Below are 16,014 nucleotides of genomic sequence, written 5' to 3'. Positions count from 1 at the left end.
CCGCGGGCGGTCAGTCGATCGTGCAGATCACGGTGCCGGCCGTCACCGTCACACCCGGCTCGACGGACAGACCGGCCACCGTGCCGGCCCGGTGAGCCTGAATCGGCTGCTCCATCTTCATCGCCTCGACCACCACGATCGTGTCGCCCTCGGCGACCTCGTCACCGTTCTGCACCTCGACCTTGACGATCGTGCCCTGCATCGGGGCGGTGAGCCTGCCGCTGGTCACCGCAGACGACTTGCCCTGCGCCCCCCGGGGACGCGTCGCATTGCGTTTGGGGGCGGGCTGGCTCGTACCCGAAAGAAGGGTTTTCGGAAGCCGCACCTCGATGCGCCGCCCGCCGACCTCGACCACGACGGTCTCGCGCTCGGCCGCCTCGCCCTCCGGCGCGGCCGGCGCGGCGAAAGGTTTCACCTCGTTGACCCACTCGGTCTCGATCCACCGGGTGTGCACGGCGAACGGCTCGCCGGTGAACGCCTCGTCGCGGACCACCGCACGATGGAACGGCAGCACCGTCGCGATGCCCTCGATCACCGTCTCGTCCAGCACCCGGCGGGCCCGCTCGATCGCCTCGGCCCGGCTCGCCCCCGTCACGATGATCTTCGCGAGCATCGAGTCGAAGTTGCCGCCGATCACGCTCTTCTCGGTGACGCCCGAGTCGACCCGCACTCCCGGCCCGGACGGCCAGCTCAGCGCGGTGACCGTGCCCGGCGCCGGCAGGAAGCCCCGGCCCGCGTCCTCACCGTTGATCCGGAACTCGATGGAGTGACCGCGCGGCTCCGGATCGTCGGTGAACGCCAGCGGCTCACCCGCCGCGATCCGGAACTGCTCGCGCACCAGGTCGATGCCGGTCGTCTCCTCGCTGACCGGATGCTCCACCTGCAGCCGCGTGTTGACCTCGAGAAACGAGATCGTCCCGTCCTGGCCGACCAGATATTCCACCGTGCCGGCGCCGTGATAGCCGGCCTCCCGGCAGATCGCCTTCGCGCTGTCGTGAATCTTCTTGCGCTGCTCGTCGGTGAGGAACGGCGCCGGCGCCTCCTCCACCAGCTTCTGATGGCGGCGCTGCAGCGAACAGTCACGCGTGCCGACCACCACCACATTGCCGTGCGTGTCAGCCAGAACCTGCGCCTCCACATGCCGGGGCCGGTCCAGGTAACGCTCCACGAAACACTCGCCACGCCCGAACGCGGCCACCGCCTCCCGGGTCGCGCTCTCGAACAGCGACGGAATCTCCTCGATCGTGCGAGCCACCTTCAGACCGCGGCCCCCACCGCCGAACGCCGCCTTGATCGCCACCGGGAGGCCGTGCCTCTCGGCGAACGCCACGATCTCGGCAGCATCCGCGGCCGGCTCCGACGTGCCCGGGACCAGCGGCGCCCCCGCCCGCTGCGCGATGTGCCGCGCCGTCACCTTGTCGCCCAGGTCGCGGATCGCCTGCGGCGCCGGCCCGATCCAGGTGAGACCCTTCTCCTGTACGGCCTGCGCGAACTCGGCGTTCTCGGACAGGAAGCCGTAGCCCGGATGCACGGCGTCGGACTCACTCCGCGCCGCGATCTCGAGCAGCTTGTCGATGCGGAGATAGGTGTCGGCGGCGGTCTCACCGTCCAGCGCATAGGCCTCGTCGGCCGCTCGCGCGTGCAGCGCGTCCCGGTCACTGTCGGCGTAGACGGCGACGCTGGTGAGGCCGGCGTCCTTGCAGGCCCGGATCACCCGAAGGGCGATCTCGCCACGGTTGGCGATCAATATCTTCCGCACGGCTATGAGCCTAACGGTTCTTCAGGCGGTTCCGGAGAGCTGGAGCCCACTGTTCCGGATCGGTTCCGGACCACGGACGCACCTCCGGCAAGTTAATCCCGGTTCACCAATTTCGGCCGCCAGCCGGGTGCGCCGCGCCCGCTCGCCATCGGTGCCCATCGCGGGCGGGTCGTGCCCGGCTCGCTGTCGGTGCCCATCGCGGGCGGGTCGTGCCCGGCTCGCTGTCGGTATTCGTCGCGGGGGCGTCGTGCCCGCCCGCCGTCCGGGTTAGTCGTGCGTGCGCCGTGCCCCCCGGGTGCACCTGCTCAGTGTGTTGGGCTGCCCGCTGGGCGTGCCGGGCCGGTCCACCGCCGGCGGCGCGGCTTCTTGCAGCGTGAGCACCGGAACAGCGCACCCCCGCTGCCCGCTTCCTGTCGCGCAGCCCCACCAGCGATCTTGGAGCGTCAACCACCTCTCCAGGTGGTCACCGCATCAAGGTCGCTGGTGAGGCTCACGTTGCGCCGTCTCTGTTGTGATCTTGGTGCGCTGATCACCGTTTTGGGTGGCTACTGCTCCAAGGTTGCTGGCGAGGTCGGGTGCGGCGTCGCGCGATGCTGACCGCCGCTGCTGAGAAGCGCTCGCCTGTGACGAACGGTGCTGAGCGCCGCCCGCTCCGGCAGTGGTGCTCCGCTCGACCGGTGCTTCGGTGCTTCGGTGCTTCGGTGCTTCGGTGCTTCGGTGGGCCGGTGGGCCGGCGGGTCAGCGGCGCCACAGGGTGGTGATCGGGATGTTCATGTCGGCGAGCAGTTGGCGCAGCAGCGGCAGAGACAGGCCGATCACATTGCCCGGATCGCCCTCGATGCGCTCCACGAACGCACCGCCACGCCCGTCCAGTGTGAACGCCCCAGCCACCTGAAGCGGCTCCCCGGACGCCACATAGGCTTCGATCTCAGCGTCGGTGACATCGGCGAAATGGACCGTGGTGGTGCCGACCGCCTCCGCCTGCAGCCCGCTGACCAGCCCGGTCAGGTGATGCCCGGTGTGCAGCACACCCGACCTGCCACGCATCGCCATCCAGCGTTTGACTGCCTCGTCAGCGTTGGCCGGCTTACCGAAGACCTCACCCTCGAAAGCCAGCACCGAGTCGCAGCCGAGCACCAGCGCCCCCGGATCGGCAGGCAGCGCCGCCGCCACCGTCCGCGCTTTCATCCGAGCCAGGGCAAGGCTGGTCGTGTACGCGTCCTCGGTGTCGACGACGCTCTCATCCACGCCGCTGACGATGACCTCGGCGTCGATCCCGGCCCCGGTGAGCAGCGCCCGCCGGGCGGGGCTGGCCGAGGCGAGAATCAAGCGGTACGCGATGTCGGTCTGCACGACAATCGACCCTACAAGCCCCACCGATGTAAAACCGTGACCGACCGGCGTGTTTCACCCCCGATCTACCCGGCGGCCTGGCCCGCGATCCGCTCGCCGTCCAGAAGCTTGCCGTCCAGAAGACAGCCAGTTGCACCGGCCCCGGTTCCGCCTGGCCGCACTCGGGCCGGTCGCACTCCGGCCAGCCGTGGTCCGGCCAGCCCTCCGGCCAGCCGTGGTCCGGCCAGCCCTCCGGCCAGCCGTGGTCTGGTCAGCCGTGGTCTGGTCAGCCGTGGTCTGGTCAGCCGTGGTCTGGTCAGCCGCGGTCCGGCCGGTCGCACTTGGGCCAGCTGGGGTCTGGCCGGTCGCTCTCGGGTCGGCCGCGGTCCCGGTCAGCCGCAGTCCTGGCGAGCTGAGGTCTGGCCGGGCCTTGTTTGGTTCGCCGCTTGCGGTCGGCTGGAATCCATGTCCTGTTCCTGGGTGTGCCGAGACCTCCGCCTCAGGAGGGTGGCGCTTGTGGAGAGGAGCGCCGCTGCCTGCGAATCAGCAGAGCCAGAATCGCCCCGACAGCGAGGACCGCGCCCCCGATCCCGGCGATGGCGGGCAGATTGGAACTGGACGGCTCCGAAGGGGGCGCGGCATCCACAGACGATCCCGTCCCGGCAGGAGCCGAAGAACCCGCCGGAGACGAGCTCACGGTCGGCGCGGCAGAGCCTGTGCCCCCCGGAGCATTGAGCGGCGGCACGTCGGCGGTCAGCGCTTTGACAATGTTGAGCACCCCGTAACCGCACTCGTCATCCCGGCCAGGCGGCCCATTATCGGTAGCAGTAGCGGTCAGCCGATGAATGACTTCGGGCGCAGAAAGCTCAGGAAACTTAGCCCGCACCAGAGCGGCTGCCCCCGAAACAATGGCTGTAGAATTTGAGGTGCCGCTTCCTTTGTAGTACTGATCATTGCGATCAGCTGAAACGATATCCTCCCCCGGGGCGCATATTCCTACCTTGCTTCCGGTGACAGAGAAGTCGGCAACCTTTCCATTTCTGTCAATGGCGCCTACGGCGAGGACCTCAGGTATTGCGGCGGGAAATCCGAACGTTAGGTTCTTGGATTTATTGCCGGACCCCGCTACGACTACGGCATCTGCGCGAATCGCTGCGGCAATTGCTTCGTTCATGGCCCTGGAAGCGATTGTGGCAGCCGAAACGTTGATCACGTCTGCCCCTGACTCCGCCGCCCACTTTATCCCTGGCTCAAGGCCCGGTCCGCGGTCTATCGCGCCTGCGGACTTTATTGGAACCAAGTTCGCGCTAGGGGCAATACCGATTATGCCATCATCGGTATTTCGGCCGTGGCCAGCTATCAAGCCGGCCATCTGTGTCCCATGGCCATTCTCGTCTAGCTGGCCTGTGCCGTTCCCGCCTGGAACTGTGTCGATCCCCTTCTTTAAATTCTTAGCTAGGTCCTTGTGGGGATAAACTCCGGTATCGGCTACAGCAACGGTAACTCCGGCGCCCTTAGTAATGCGATGTGCCTGTGCGAGTTGCAGGTAGCCCACATGCCATTGCGTTTCCCTGACCTTATCGGCGTAGGCCGGGCAACTCGGGTAGATGGTGATGGCTACGGCGGCGATGATGATGCTTGAGAAAGCTGCGGCTCTCTTGTGGGGTCTCACCTAACGGCCGCCAATGGTGGGGCCGGGATCAATTCGTTGTTCCTGAGATGGGAGAAGAACAGGATCCATGCCGATTTCTGTCTCCCAGGGGTTGTCTGGATCCCACCGGCGAGACTGTGATTCCTCGTCACTCCGCGATGACGCGCGCTGCCCTGGACGGCTGACTCCATCCAGCCCGATCATGCCGCCAATCGGATTTACCCTTTGGGTTCCTCGACTCAGGGGCCCAGATTGACCTGCTCGGCCGGACGGGGGCATGCCGAGCGGAGGAGTGCCGCCGATTACCCCTCCATTGATTCCTCCGTGCGGAACTGAGCCGCCCCGGACTCCCGTCGCTGGCGGGAAGGTGCCGATCGAGGGGTTGCTCGTTGTCGGCGACCGGGGGAGTGCGGTTGACGAAGACGGGCCGCCGGTCGGCGAGAAGTTGTTTAAGTTGGTGTACGGGTCGGGAGATGTAGGGCTCGGCGTGATTGTGGTAGGCGTTATGGGGAGTCCGGTAGTCGGCGGACCGGGAATGGGCTTCGTGCCGCCGAGGATTGGACCTTCAGAGGGGGAAGGCTTAGAAGAAATCGGCTGATCGAGCCGTCCCTTAATCGGGCTTGCTGTTGATGTCTTGGCACCCGGGCGGGAAATATTTGACCGCGAATTCATGGCCGGGTTGACGGGCCGCGGCGTGAATGTTGGTGCCATCGTGGAAGGCACTCCGCCTGGACCGCCAGGATCGAACGACTCGCCGTCGTTGATTCTCCACTGCGGGGTGTAGGGCTTTGGGGCTACGAAGGAGGTTTGGGCGGTGGCCAGCTCGGCGCTCAGCGACGCCATGACCACTCTGGCTTCCTGTTCCAGCTGGGCCTGCCGGCCATCAGCGACCGGTGACTGCGGCACCGGCGCGACCCCTTTCGCCACCACCGGCCGGTTCCGTAGCTGTTCCTGGTACTTCTCGAGAGCGGTCTGATTCGCCGCGTAGTCCGTCTGGATGGTTCGGAGCTTCTCCCGCGCCTCGTCGATCGCGTCGGTCGCGGTGGCGAGCGCGCGATGGTTGGAGACCGCGGCTGCGTAGGTCTCCTCGAGGCTGGCGATGAGGCCGTTGAGTTCATCCACGTAGGCGGCCGCGGCCTTGTTCTTCTCCGGCGGCCAGGCGGCGGCGAGGTTGTCCCGGTACTCCCGGACTTGGCTCAGGTGAGTGAAAAGCAGTTCGTAGGATTTCTTCCACGCGGCGGACATCTGCCTCTGCGGGCCGCTGTCGTGGCTCTGCAGCATCTCGAACATCTCGGTGACCGAGGATGCCACCCAGCTGTTGCCGCTGGTGCCGCCGCCGTCGTACTGGCCCATCAGACCTCTCCGGTGCTGTTGCCCGCGGCGTCGACGCCGGGGACGGTGACGCCGAGGGTGGCATGCACGTCTGCGATCTTGGCGCGGGAGAAGGCGTCGGCGCCCTGGTACTTCTCGCTGATCTGGTCGGCGGCGCTGGCGAACCGGTACGTGTTGTTGATGTAGCCGTACACGTTCTGCTGGGTCGCGATCTGGACCTGATCGTGCGCGTAGAGGAAGATGTGGAGGTCGTAGAAGCCGAGTGGCGCGTCGGGGAGGCGATTGATCATCGTCTCGCTCACCGTGACGGCGTGGGGCGCGTAGCTGTGCTCGATGCTGGCCGTCAGCCGGGCCGCGAACTGCTTCATGGCCTGGATGTCCGCTTCGATGCTGCCGAAGTCGGTGTATTGGTAATCACGCAGCCATGCCGGACCGAGGTCCTCCTCAGGAATCACCGGGCCCTCCTCCCATCGACGCCCAACGAATGACTCTGAGAGGTTAGCGAATCCCCGCCCGCGTCACCGCCCCCTGTGGACGGGGTCAGGCTGGTAGGGCTGAGGTTCGCCAGCTCCGGGGCCCTGCCGAGGGCCGTGATGATCGCAACCAGTCTGAGACGGGTTGCGGCGGCGTGGGGGAATTGACCGAAGTGGATCGAGATGCCAGGATGGCGACCAACGCTGCCATCTCATGATCGTCTAGGCTTCCCCGTACGACGCTGACCAGTGGTTCCCCATTCATCAACCGAGCGTACGACGGGTGCCCGGAGATCTGGTGACACGTGTCCCACACTCGGCTGATCAATTCGCGGCCACTCGACAGAACCAGGTATTTTCTGCGTGATGTCTTCTTCTCCCCCTCTCGTTGTCGCTGATCGGTACCGGCTCATCGCGCCGCTCGGTCAGGGCGGGATGGGACGTGTCTGGCGGGCGACCGATGTCGTCCTGCACCGAGAAGTAGCGATCAAGGAACTCGTGCCGCCGCCGGGGCTGACCCCGGGCGAGCGGCAGGAGATGCGTGAGCGCTCCCTTCGCGAGGCGCGCGCCATCGCCCGGCTCAACAACATCAACGTGGTGCGCGTCTTCGACGTGCTCTCCACCGACGCCGACCCGTGGATCGTGATGGAGTACGTCGCGTCCCGGTCTCTCCAGGACATCCTGGCGCAGGACGGGCCGTTCAACGCGCTGCGCACGGCCGAGATCGGCCTGGGTGTGCTCAACGCGTTGCGGGCCGCCCATCGCAACGGCGTGGTCCACCGTGACGTCAAGCCGGGCAACGTCCTGCTCGGCACGGACGGCCGTGTGGTGCTCACCGACTTCGGCCTGGCCACGGTGCCGGGCGACCCCAACGTGACCCGGACCGGTCTGGTGCTGGGTTCCCCGGCCTACATCGCTCCGGAGCGGGCCCGTGACGGCACGGCCGGCCCGGCGGCCGATCTCTGGTCGCTCGGCGCCACCCTCTACGCGGCGGTCGAGGGTCAGTCGCCGTTCGCGCGCCCGTCGGCGATCGCCACGCTGGCCGCGCTGGCTACCGAGAACGTGCCGGTGGCGCGTAATGCGGGGCCGCTCAAGCCCGTGCTCAACGGGTTGCTGCGCAAGGATCCCGCCCACCGCATCAACGCGGAGGAGGCCGAGCGCCTGCTGGCGCGCGCCACCGGGCGCCGCTCCAAGATCACCTTCCCGATGAGCCCGACCATGCGCCGGCCGGGCGTCGGCCGGGAGCGGCCGTCGCTGCCCAGCGGCCCCGGTGGTCCGCCGGTCCTGCCCGGTTCCGGGTGGGTCGCCGCCACCGGTTCGGCGCCGGTGGTGCCCAATCCGCGTCCGCCGGTCACCGGCCAGCCGCCGGTCCCCGACGGCCGCCCACCGCACTACGTGCCGGGCAAGGCCCAGGTCAGCGGCCAGCAGCCCCCGCCGGAGACGCCGCGACGCGGCCGCAAACCCCTCGACGCGACGCGGCTCGACACGCCGCCGGTCAAAGACGAGATCAAACCCTCTTCTGGTACGGGTCAGGCGCCCCCCACAGCACCACGGGGTGACCGGATCCGAGGCGTCGTGCCGCCCGTCCCGGCCGGTGTGGACGTTCCCTCGCCGGTGGTGAACAGCGCCGCCCCGACGAACGCGTTGCGCACCGGTTTCACCGCCGCCGACGTGGTCGCGAACCGGACCAAGAAGGCCGCGGCCGAGCACGAGCACTCTCTGGCCCAGGCCACGTCCGGCTACCCGGTCGTGACCCCGCGCAACGCCCCGGCCCAGCCGGAGGTGGCCGAGGCGCAGCCCACCACGGTGACGCCACCCGCTGCCGCGAAGCCGGAGCCGAAGCCGGAGGCACAGGCCACGACGGTGATGCCACCCGCTGCCGTGAAGCCGGAGCCGGAGGCGCAGGCCGCCACGGTGATGCCCTCCGCCGAGCCGGTGGAGAGCAAGCCGGCGGAGGCCGAGACAGCGCAGGGCAAGCCGGTGGAGAGCAAACCGCCGGTGGAGAACGAGCCGGCGGAGAGCGAGCCGACAGCGGACGAGCCGTCGGAGAAGCCGGAGCCCGCCGAGGCCGAGGCCGAGGCGCCCGCCGCTGACCAGCCCGCCGACACGCCCGGCGACGAGGACACCGATGAGGCCACCGGTTCCGGGGCGGATGCCCCCGCGGACGAGCCGGAGCCGGAAGCCCCGGCGGACGACGCCGGACCGTCCACGACCGAGGACAAGACCTCGGTGGTGGCCCTCCCGGCGCAGCCGCCGAGGCCCGTGCCGGCGCCGCACACGGACGAGAAGACCTCGCTGCTGGCTCGGCCCGCGCCGGCCGAGGAGAAGACGTCGCTGCTGGCCAGGCCCGCGCCGCCGGAGGAGAAGACCACTCTGCTGGCCGCCGCGGCCGACGACGACAAGACGTCCGTGGTGAACCTGCCGCCGAGGCGACGCCGCACGATCCAGGTGCCCGGACCGGATCCCCGGGGCTCCGGCGAACTCGAGACCGAGCCGGGTTTCACCAGGCCGAGCCGCCCGGCGTGGACGCCGATGCAGATGCGCCCGGTGGAACGCCGTAGCGGTGGGATCACCATCCTCGGGACCACCCTGACCCGTCGCCAGGCCGTGATCGGCCTCGGCATCGTGCTGACGTTCCTGCTGCTCGTCGGCATCATCCTGGTGCAGGCGTTCGGTTCCGACACGCCGAAGAACCCGGATGTGACGAAGGCCGGGTCCGGCGCCTCCGCTCCGGCGCAGTCGGGCGGCGGCAACGAGGGCCCGAAGAAGACCGGGTCGCCGGCGCAGAGCCCGACGGCCAAGCCGTCCATGTCCGCCTCGTCCGCGCCGTCCGCCGGTGGTGGGATTCCGGCTGGTTGGCGCTCCTTCAAGGGCTCCGGCTACAGCCTGCCGGTCCCGGAGAACGCGAGCAACTCCGGCGGCGGTGGCACCGGGACGACCATCGAATGGGGCGAAGGCCGGCAGATCCGCATCGACATCGTGAGCGGCAAGAACGACCCGGTCGAATACCTCAACGATGACCAGACCGCCCGCGGCTCCGGGCGGATCGGCCCCACCCGGGTCGAGTTCCACGGCCCGGCGGCCGACCTGGAGTACCTCCGCTCCACGGGCGGCGGCTACCAGCAGCACGTGGTGCGGCGGGTCTTCAATGTCGGCGACAAGACCTATGTGCTGACCTGGTACACCGAGGTCGATGACTGGGACGCGGCGAAGAAGGACCTGGAAGTGATCTACCGGGGGTTCTCACCTCGATAGCGGTCGGCGGCGCCTCCATGCGTGAGATCGAGACGGCTGGGTAGTTATCCAGAGTCACGGATGGAGGTGCATCATGAACTGCCGACGGCACGGCGGTAAGCCCACTGTCGCATTGTGGATGCTGGTGGCGGCGGCTGACGTCGCGATCATCGTGGCGTCCACCGGTCTGCTCACGTTGATGCTGGTCCTGCTCGCTTTCGCGCTGGTCGGCGCCGGCGGGGTGTACGCGGCCCGTTCGCTCGGCCGCCGTGAATCCGAGCCCGCCGAGGCGGTCGTGAGGCGACGCGCATAGCCGGATCGGCTACAGTCCCCGGCGTGTTGTCGATCGACGGTGTGACTGACCTCTGGGACCAGCTGCTGGGTGCTCAGCCCGACCCGCCCGGGATGCTGGTGCTGCTCACGGCGGTGGCCGGGTTCCTCGCGGTGGCGATCCGCCCGGTGTGGCGGGTGGCCCGTAACGCCGTCACCATCGCCCATGAGGGCGGGCATGCCCTGATCGCCCTGTTGACGGGGCGCAGGCTGCGGGGCATCCGTCTCGAGTTCGACACGTCCGGTCTCACGCTCTCGGCCGGCCGTCCGACCGGCCTCGGCATGATCCTCACCCTGCTCGGCGGTTACATCGCGCCGTCGCTGGTGGGTGTGCTGGGCGCGTGGCTGCTCGGCGGCAACCGGATCACGCTGCTGCTCTGGCTGGCGGTGGCGCTCCTGCTGCTCATGCTGATCAACATCAGGAACCTCTTCGGAGTGGTCTCGCTCGTGGTCACGGGCGCGATCGTGTTCGCCGTCTCCTGGTACGCGGAACCCGAGACGCAGGCCGTCTTCGCGTACGCCGGAGTGTGGTTCCTGCTCTTCGGCGGTGTCCGCCCGGTCTTCGAGCTGCAGAGTCTGCGCAGCCATGGCCGGATGCGCGATTCGGACGCCGACCAGCTCGCGCGGCTGACCCACCTGCCCGCGCTCTTCTGGGTCGGCGTCTTCCTCGTCGTCAATCTGATCGCCGTGGTGGCCGGCGCCTTCCTGCTCGCCGGCCAGTGGCTGTCCGAGTTGTCCGCGGCGGTGTGACGCCTACAGCGGGATGTTGCCGTGCTTCTTCGGGGGCAGGCTCTCGCGCTTGGTGCGGAGCATCCGCAGTGCCCGGGTCACCTGGGCGCGGGTCTGCGAGGGCGGGATGACGGCGTCCACATAGCCGCGTTCCGCGGCGATGTACGGGTTCGCCAGCGTGTCCTCGTACTCCCGGATGAGTTCGGCCCGCCGCTCGACCTGGTCGTCGGCGGCGGCGAGTTCCGCCCGGTGGAGGATGTTGACCGCGCCCTGGGCGCCCATCACCGCGATCTGGGCGGTCGGCCAGGCGAAGTTGACGTCGGCACCGATGTGCTTCGAGCCCATCACGTCGTACGCCCCGCCATACGCCTTGCGGGTGATGACGGTGACCTTCGGGACGGTGGCCTCGGCGTACGCGTAGATGAGTTTCGCCCCGCGCCGGATGATGCCGTCCCATTCCTGCCCGGTGCCGGGCAGGAAGCCGGGCACGTCCACGAAGGTCAGCACCGGGATGTTGAACGCGTCACATGTGCGCACGAAGCGGGCGGCCTTCTCCGAGGCGGCGATGTCGAGGGTTCCGGCGAGGCTCATCGGCTGGTTGGCGACCACTCCGACCGGCCGTCCCTCGACGCGTCCGAAGCCGACGACGATGTTCTGCGCGTAGAGCGGCTGGACTTCGAGGAACTCGTCGACGACCGTCTCGACGACCTTCTTGATGTCGTACGGCTGGTTCGGTGAGTCGGGGATGAGGGTGTCAAGCGCCTGGTCGGCTTCGAGAACGTCGAGATCGGCCTCGGCGGAGAAGACGACCGGCTCGTCCAGGTTGTTGCTGGGCAGGTAGGACAGGAGGGCGCGGACGTACTCGATCGCGTCCTCCTCGTCGCTGGCCAGGTAGTGGGCGTTGCCGCTGCGGGTGTTGTGGGTGCGGGCGCCGCCCAGTTCCTCCATGCCGACCTCTTCACCGGTGACCGTCTTGATCACGTCGGGGCCGGTGATGAACATGTGCGAGGTCTGGTCGACCATGACGGTGAAGTCGGTGATCGCGGGGGAGTAGACCGCGCCGCCCGCGCACGGGCCCATGATCAGCGAGATCTGCGGGATCACGCCGCTGGCGCGGACGTTGCGGAAGAAGATGTCGGCGTAGAGGCCGAGCGCGACCACGCCCTCCTGGATGCGGGCGCCGCCGGAGTCGTTGATCCCGATGATCGGGCAGCCGATCTTCATGGCCAGGTCGAGCACTTTGACGATCTTCTCGCCGAAGACCTCACCGAGTGAGCCGCCGAAGACGGTGAAGTCCTGGGAGAAGACGCAGACCTGGCGGCCGTCGACGGTGCCGTGGCCGGTGACCACGCCGTCGCCGTACGGCCGGTTCTTCTCCAGGCCGAAGGCGGTGGAGCGGTGCCGGGCCAGCTCGTCGAGCTCGACGAAGGAGCCCTTGTCGAGCAGGAGCTCGATGCGCTCGCGGGCGGTCTTCTTGCCGCGGGCGTGCTGTTTCTCGATGGCGCGTGCGGACCCCGCGTGCACGGCCTCGTCGGTGCGGCGGGCGAGGTCGGCGAGCTTGCCGGCGGTGGTGTGGATGTCGGGCTGCGTTGTCACGAAGGTCTCCACGCTCTCGAGGCGGCCGGAGCACGGCCTATCGCTCGTTAAGGCAACGCCCAGCATCGTAACCGGGGTGGTGTCGCACAGGCAGGGCGTCGCTACGTGCGCGTTTCATACCCAATGCCCCATTCGTTACAACCGGCGTGACGAACTGGATGACCGCGGCCGGGCTCGCCTTCATCGCAGGCGGCCTCGCCACACTGATCAGCTTCCGCGCCGTGCTCTTCGGTGGCGGCGCTCGTCGGGCGAACCGTGCCGGCTCATCCGCTCGCCGCCGACGCTCGGACACCGGCGTGAGGTCCACTCCCGGACCTCGCGCCACGGTGGACGCGGTCGCGGTCGCGGGTGGGGAGCCCACAGCGCCGCGACGGCGGAAGCTGGCCGCCGCCTTCAGCGGCCGGCCGGTTCAGGGCGAGGGCGGCCCGAGCGGACTGGCGTCGATCGGACTGGCCGACGAGGACGACGGCGACCTGCGGCGCAACGGCTTCGACGACTACGACCCGGGTGAGGACGAGATCGTCGCCGAGGTGGGGACCGCGTACGACGACGAGGACCGCGGCGGGTACGAGGACGGTTACCTGGAGGACGGCTCCTGGCCGCCGCGGCGACGCCGCAGAGAGCCGGAACCGGACGGGGTCGCCTGGGCGCGGCGCGACATCGAGAGCCCCGGAGGGTACGCCGGGCGCTACAGCACCCTGGACTCCGACAAGCTCGTCCCCGACTGGGACTGGCCCCGGTACTCCGACGTCGACGACCGGCCGCCCTCCGGCGACTACTGGACCCCGGTGCCCGACGACCTCTACAACCCGCCGGAGCTCGACCCGCTCCCGCCGGTGCCCGACTACGAGCCGGCGACCGGTTTCGATCTGGCCCCGGTGCCCGCCGAACCGGTCGGCCCGGCCCCGGAATGGCCACCGCGGGAGGGCCGTCGGGTGCGGCTGCCCCGGTCCTGGAGCGAGCGCGACGTCCAGTCCGACCACGAGGAGCAGGACGCCGGAACCCGCCCGAGTCCCCGGCCCCGGCCGGCCCCCTACATCAGCAAGCACTCGGCCGGCCCACACTAAGCTGCCGGGATGGGTTACACCGATCTCGACCGGCCGCCACTGTCCGCACGGGCGCTGACCCGTGCGCTGGTCGTACCGGGCGGGTTCTGGTCCCGGGTCGACGTGCGGGCCGAGACCGCGTCGACCAACGCGGACGCCACGTCGGCCGCCGTGGCAGGCGATCCGGAAGGGCTCGTGGTGGTGGCCGAGAGCCAGACCGCCGGCCGTGGCCGGCGGGACCGGCAGTGGGTGTCGCCGCCCCGGGCCGGTCTCACCCTCAGCGTGCTGCTGCGGCCCGGCGCGTCGGTGCCCACGTCGTCCTACGGCTGGCTGCCGCTGCTCACCGGGGTGGCGCTGGCCGAGGCGGTGACCCGGGTGTCCGGCGTCGAGGCCGCCCTGAAATGGCCCAACGACCTGCTGGTCGCCGACCGCAAGTGCGCCGGGATCCTGGCCGAGGTGTCCGGCGACGCGGTGGTGATCGGCGTCGGCCTGAACGTTAGCACCCGGGCCGAGGAACTGCCGGAGACGACCGGCGTGCCGGCCACCTCGCTGCGCGTGGCCGGCGCCGCGAACACCGACCGGGACCCGCTGCTGCGGGCACTGCTGCGCGGCCTGGAGCGGTGGTACGGCGGCTGGCGCGACGCCGGGGGTGACGCCGAGATGTGCGGGCTGCTCGCCGCGTACCAGCGGCACTGCGCGACCATCGGCCGTCAGGTCCGGGTGCTTCTGCCTGGGGGCGCGGAGCAGACCGGAGAGGCGGTCAGCGTGGACTCCGACGGGCAGTTGGTGCTCCGTACGGAGGAAGGTGCGGATTTTCGGGTCTCAGCGGGGGATGTCGTGCACGTACGCTGACCGCGTGGCGTTCCCGGAGGATGTGCTCGCGGACGAGGAGGAGATCGTCCTCCATCTGCGTCCGCATTGGAAGGCGGCGGTGGCCCCGAGCCTGGTGCTGCTGTTGGCCGCGGCCGGTCTGATCATGGGCTGGGTGATGCTGCCGCCCACCGAGGGTGGCCGGATCGGGCTGCTGATGGTCGCGGCGATCATGCTCTACTACGGCGCCCGTTACGGGGCGCATCCACTGCTGCGGTGGCGCTGCACCGAGTACGTGCTGACCGGTGAGCGCCTGCTGATGCAGTGGGGCATCCTCACCCGGGAGCGGCGCGACCTGCCGCTCAACCGGATCAACGACCACACGGTGACCCAGTCGCTGCTGGACCGGATCCTCGGCAGCGGGACGCTCACCATCGACTCGATCGGTGACCAGAGCGCGGTGCTGGCCGGGGTGCCCGCCGCGCAGCTGGTGCAGAGCACCCTCTACGAGCTGATCGAGCTGGCCCCGGCCGACGAGGAGGAGGCGGAAGCTGAGGAGCCGGCGGACCGGCCTCGTCAGCGCGGGTCGAGTTCCGGTCGCAGGTCCAGGTGAGCCACACTGCCCGGGGTGTCGACCGCGCTGAGCTCGGCGAACCCGGCGGTCGCGTCGAGGTCGGTGATCGCGGCCTCGTGCCCGTCGACCGGCGGCTTGAGGAAGACGAACGTCCGGTACGCCCAGAAGCGGAAGATGGTGGCGATGCCGATGCCGATGGTCGTGACGAACAGCAGCTGCCACTTGTCATCGGTCTCGCTGAAACCGAAACCGTACTTGCCGAGGTAGGTCATGCCGGACTGGATGACCATGCCGACCAGGTTGAACCCGAAGAACAGGACGTACTCCCGGCGCAGGGCGCTGCGGGTGTGGTGCCGGTAGGTCCAGTACCGGTTCGCCACGTACGCCAGCGTGGTCGTGATGACCGTCGCGAGCACGCTCGACTTGACCGCGCCGATCGGCATGGCGACCGTGTAGATCGCGAGATAGAGCAACGTGTTGCCGGCGCCGATGATGCCGAAGGCGAAGGCTTCGGGGGCGAGCCGGCGGAGGCGTTCCGTCAGCGGGCTGGCTGAGGGCATTGGGCAACCTTACGGGAACGGGGGCGATTACGCCGAGTCACTGGGAGGAGGACGACGGTGTCGTCATACTTCCGGTTCGAGGGGGCTCGGTTTCCGCCGGGTCGCTGGCGGCCGGGGCGTCGGTGACCCGGAAGACGAAGCGGCGGTAGGACCAGAAGCGGAACATGGTACCCAGCGCGGTGCCCACGCCCATACCGGCGATGACGTCGGCCACCCGGCTCTGCATCACCGGCCAGACCGCGCCCAGGCCGTAGTGGCTGATCGAGAGACACGCCAGGGCGATACCCAGGCCGATCAGATTCAGTACGAAGAAGGTCGTGTACTGCCGGGCCATGTTGGTGTGCTCGCCGTCACGCCAGGTCCAGAACCGGTTTCCCAGGAACGCGATGGTGGTCGCGACGACGGTGGAGAGCGACTTGGCGGTCAGCGTCTCCAGGTCGGCCCAGAGCAGGGCGCTGAAGAGCGCGAAGTCGACGGTGAAGGCGACGCCGCCGACGATTCCGAACTTTCCCAACTCGCGGACGAGTCCCGCGATTCGGGTGCGCAGAGTATTTGTCTGCGGGGGTTTCGGGGGCACGGATCCGAGGG

The 16,014-nt window shown here is 69.0% G+C and carries 14 protein-coding genes and 1 pseudogene; 6 read left to right on the top strand and 9 right to left on the bottom strand.

Going from position 1 to position 16,014, the window contains the following annotated elements; all coding sequences use genetic code 11:
- Positions 1-10: 10 nt before the first annotated feature.
- From QLQ12_RS14155 to QLQ12_RS14130, 6 genes are all read right to left on the bottom strand, one after another.
- Positions 11-1,759 (bottom strand): acetyl/propionyl/methylcrotonyl-CoA carboxylase subunit alpha, encoded by a 1,749-nt coding sequence (locus tag QLQ12_RS14155; RefSeq protein WP_282760090.1) that lies wholly within the window; start codon positions 1,757-1,759, stop codon positions 11-13.
- A 738-nt stretch (positions 1,760-2,497) separates the two neighbouring features.
- Complete coding sequence (locus tag QLQ12_RS14150; protein WP_282760089.1) at positions 2,498-3,112, bottom strand: Maf family protein; 615 nt, start codon at positions 3,110-3,112, stop codon at positions 2,498-2,500.
- 478 nt (positions 3,113-3,590) lie between these two features.
- Positions 3,591-4,763 carry a S8 family serine peptidase gene (locus QLQ12_RS14145; protein ID WP_282760087.1) on the bottom strand — a complete coding sequence of 391 codons (1,173 nt, stop codon included), beginning with the start codon at positions 4,761-4,763 and terminating at the stop codon, positions 3,591-3,593.
- The gene (locus tag QLQ12_RS14140) at positions 4,764-6,095 is read right to left on the bottom strand and encodes a hypothetical protein (protein WP_282760086.1); all 1,332 of its coding nucleotides are present in this window, start codon (positions 6,093-6,095) and stop codon (positions 4,764-4,766) included.
- Positions 6,095-6,529 (bottom strand): hypothetical protein, encoded by a 435-nt coding sequence (locus tag QLQ12_RS14135; RefSeq protein ID WP_282760085.1) that lies wholly within the window; start codon positions 6,527-6,529, stop codon positions 6,095-6,097. The genes QLQ12_RS14140 and QLQ12_RS14135 overlap by 1 nt, the downstream gene beginning before the upstream one ends.
- A gap of 85 nt (positions 6,530-6,614) precedes the next feature.
- Positions 6,615-6,812, bottom strand: coding sequence for an acyl-CoA carboxylase subunit epsilon (locus tag QLQ12_RS14130; protein WP_282760084.1), 198 nt, complete (start codon positions 6,810-6,812; stop codon positions 6,615-6,617).
- Positions 6,813-6,913: 101 nt separating this feature from the next.
- Between QLQ12_RS14130 and QLQ12_RS14125 the strand changes: the two are divergent.
- The 3 genes and pseudogenes from QLQ12_RS14125 to QLQ12_RS14115 all read left to right on the top strand — a co-directional run.
- A pseudogene (locus QLQ12_RS14125) lies at positions 6,914-8,161 on the top strand (serine/threonine-protein kinase); the annotation flags it as partial.
- A 1,714-nt stretch (positions 8,162-9,875) separates the two neighbouring features.
- Complete coding sequence (locus tag QLQ12_RS14120; RefSeq protein WP_282760082.1) at positions 9,876-10,094, top strand: hypothetical protein; 219 nt, start codon at positions 9,876-9,878, stop codon at positions 10,092-10,094.
- 23 nt (positions 10,095-10,117) lie between these two features.
- Positions 10,118-10,861 (top strand): M50 family metallopeptidase, encoded by a 744-nt coding sequence (locus tag QLQ12_RS14115; protein ID WP_282760080.1) that lies wholly within the window; start codon positions 10,118-10,120, stop codon positions 10,859-10,861.
- A 3-nt stretch (positions 10,862-10,864) separates the two neighbouring features.
- Here QLQ12_RS14115 and QLQ12_RS14110 read toward each other — a convergent pair whose 3' ends face one another.
- On the bottom strand, positions 10,865-12,436 hold the full coding sequence (locus QLQ12_RS14110; RefSeq protein WP_282760079.1) for an acyl-CoA carboxylase subunit beta: 1,572 nt from the start codon (positions 12,434-12,436) through the stop codon (positions 10,865-10,867).
- 146 nt (positions 12,437-12,582) lie between these two features.
- Here QLQ12_RS14110 and QLQ12_RS14105 point away from each other — a divergent pair, with 146 nt between their 5' ends.
- Genes QLQ12_RS14105 through QLQ12_RS14095 form a run of 3 tightly spaced genes read left to right on the top strand, consistent with a single transcriptional unit; the run spans position 12,583 to position 14,905 of the window.
- Positions 12,583-13,503 (top strand): hypothetical protein, encoded by a 921-nt coding sequence (locus QLQ12_RS14105; RefSeq protein WP_282760078.1) that lies wholly within the window; start codon positions 12,583-12,585, stop codon positions 13,501-13,503.
- A 9-nt stretch (positions 13,504-13,512) separates the two neighbouring features.
- Positions 13,513-14,334 (top strand): biotin--[acetyl-CoA-carboxylase] ligase, encoded by an 822-nt coding sequence (locus tag QLQ12_RS14100; protein WP_282760077.1) that lies wholly within the window; start codon positions 13,513-13,515, stop codon positions 14,332-14,334.
- A 4-nt stretch (positions 14,335-14,338) separates the two neighbouring features.
- The gene (locus QLQ12_RS14095; RefSeq protein ID WP_282760075.1) at positions 14,339-14,905 is read left to right on the top strand and encodes a PH domain-containing protein; all 567 of its coding nucleotides are present in this window, start codon (positions 14,339-14,341) and stop codon (positions 14,903-14,905) included.
- Here QLQ12_RS14095 and QLQ12_RS14090 read toward each other — a convergent pair.
- Both QLQ12_RS14090 and QLQ12_RS14085 read right to left on the bottom strand, forming a co-directional pair.
- Complete coding sequence (locus tag QLQ12_RS14090; protein ID WP_282760074.1) at positions 14,869-15,426, bottom strand: GtrA family protein; 558 nt, start codon at positions 15,424-15,426, stop codon at positions 14,869-14,871. The genes QLQ12_RS14095 and QLQ12_RS14090 overlap by 37 nt on opposite strands.
- A 37-nt stretch (positions 15,427-15,463) precedes the next feature.
- Positions 15,464-16,003, bottom strand: a complete 540-nt coding sequence (locus tag QLQ12_RS14085) for a GtrA family protein (RefSeq protein WP_282760073.1) — start codon at positions 16,001-16,003, stop codon at positions 15,464-15,466.
- Between the last annotated feature and the right edge of the window lie 11 nt (positions 16,004-16,014).

The organism is Actinoplanes sandaracinus, assembly GCF_030009775.1.
Classification (GTDB): domain Bacteria; phylum Actinomycetota; class Actinomycetes; order Mycobacteriales; family Micromonosporaceae; genus Actinoplanes; species Actinoplanes sandaracinus.
This window is presented reverse-complemented; position numbering and strand designations above follow the sequence as displayed.

Bases quoted from the DNA above. Each gene is read 5' to 3' on its own strand.
- QLQ12_RS14100 (WP_282760077.1), top strand. From the start codon at position 13,513: ATGGGTTACACCGATCTCGACCGGCCGCCACTGTCCGCACGGGCGCTG.
- QLQ12_RS14120 (WP_282760082.1), top strand. From the start codon at position 9,876: ATGAACTGCCGACGGCACGGCGGTAAGCCCACTGTCGCATTGTGGATG.
- QLQ12_RS14130 (WP_282760084.1), bottom strand. From the start codon at position 6,812: ATGAATGGGGAACCACTGGTCAGCGTCGTACGGGGAAGCCTAGACGAT.
- QLQ12_RS14140 (WP_282760086.1), bottom strand. From the start codon at position 6,095: ATGGGCCAGTACGACGGCGGCGGCACCAGCGGCAACAGCTGGGTGGCA.
- QLQ12_RS14090 (WP_282760074.1), bottom strand. From the start codon at position 15,426: ATGCCCTCAGCCAGCCCGCTGACGGAACGCCTCCGCCGGCTCGCCCCC.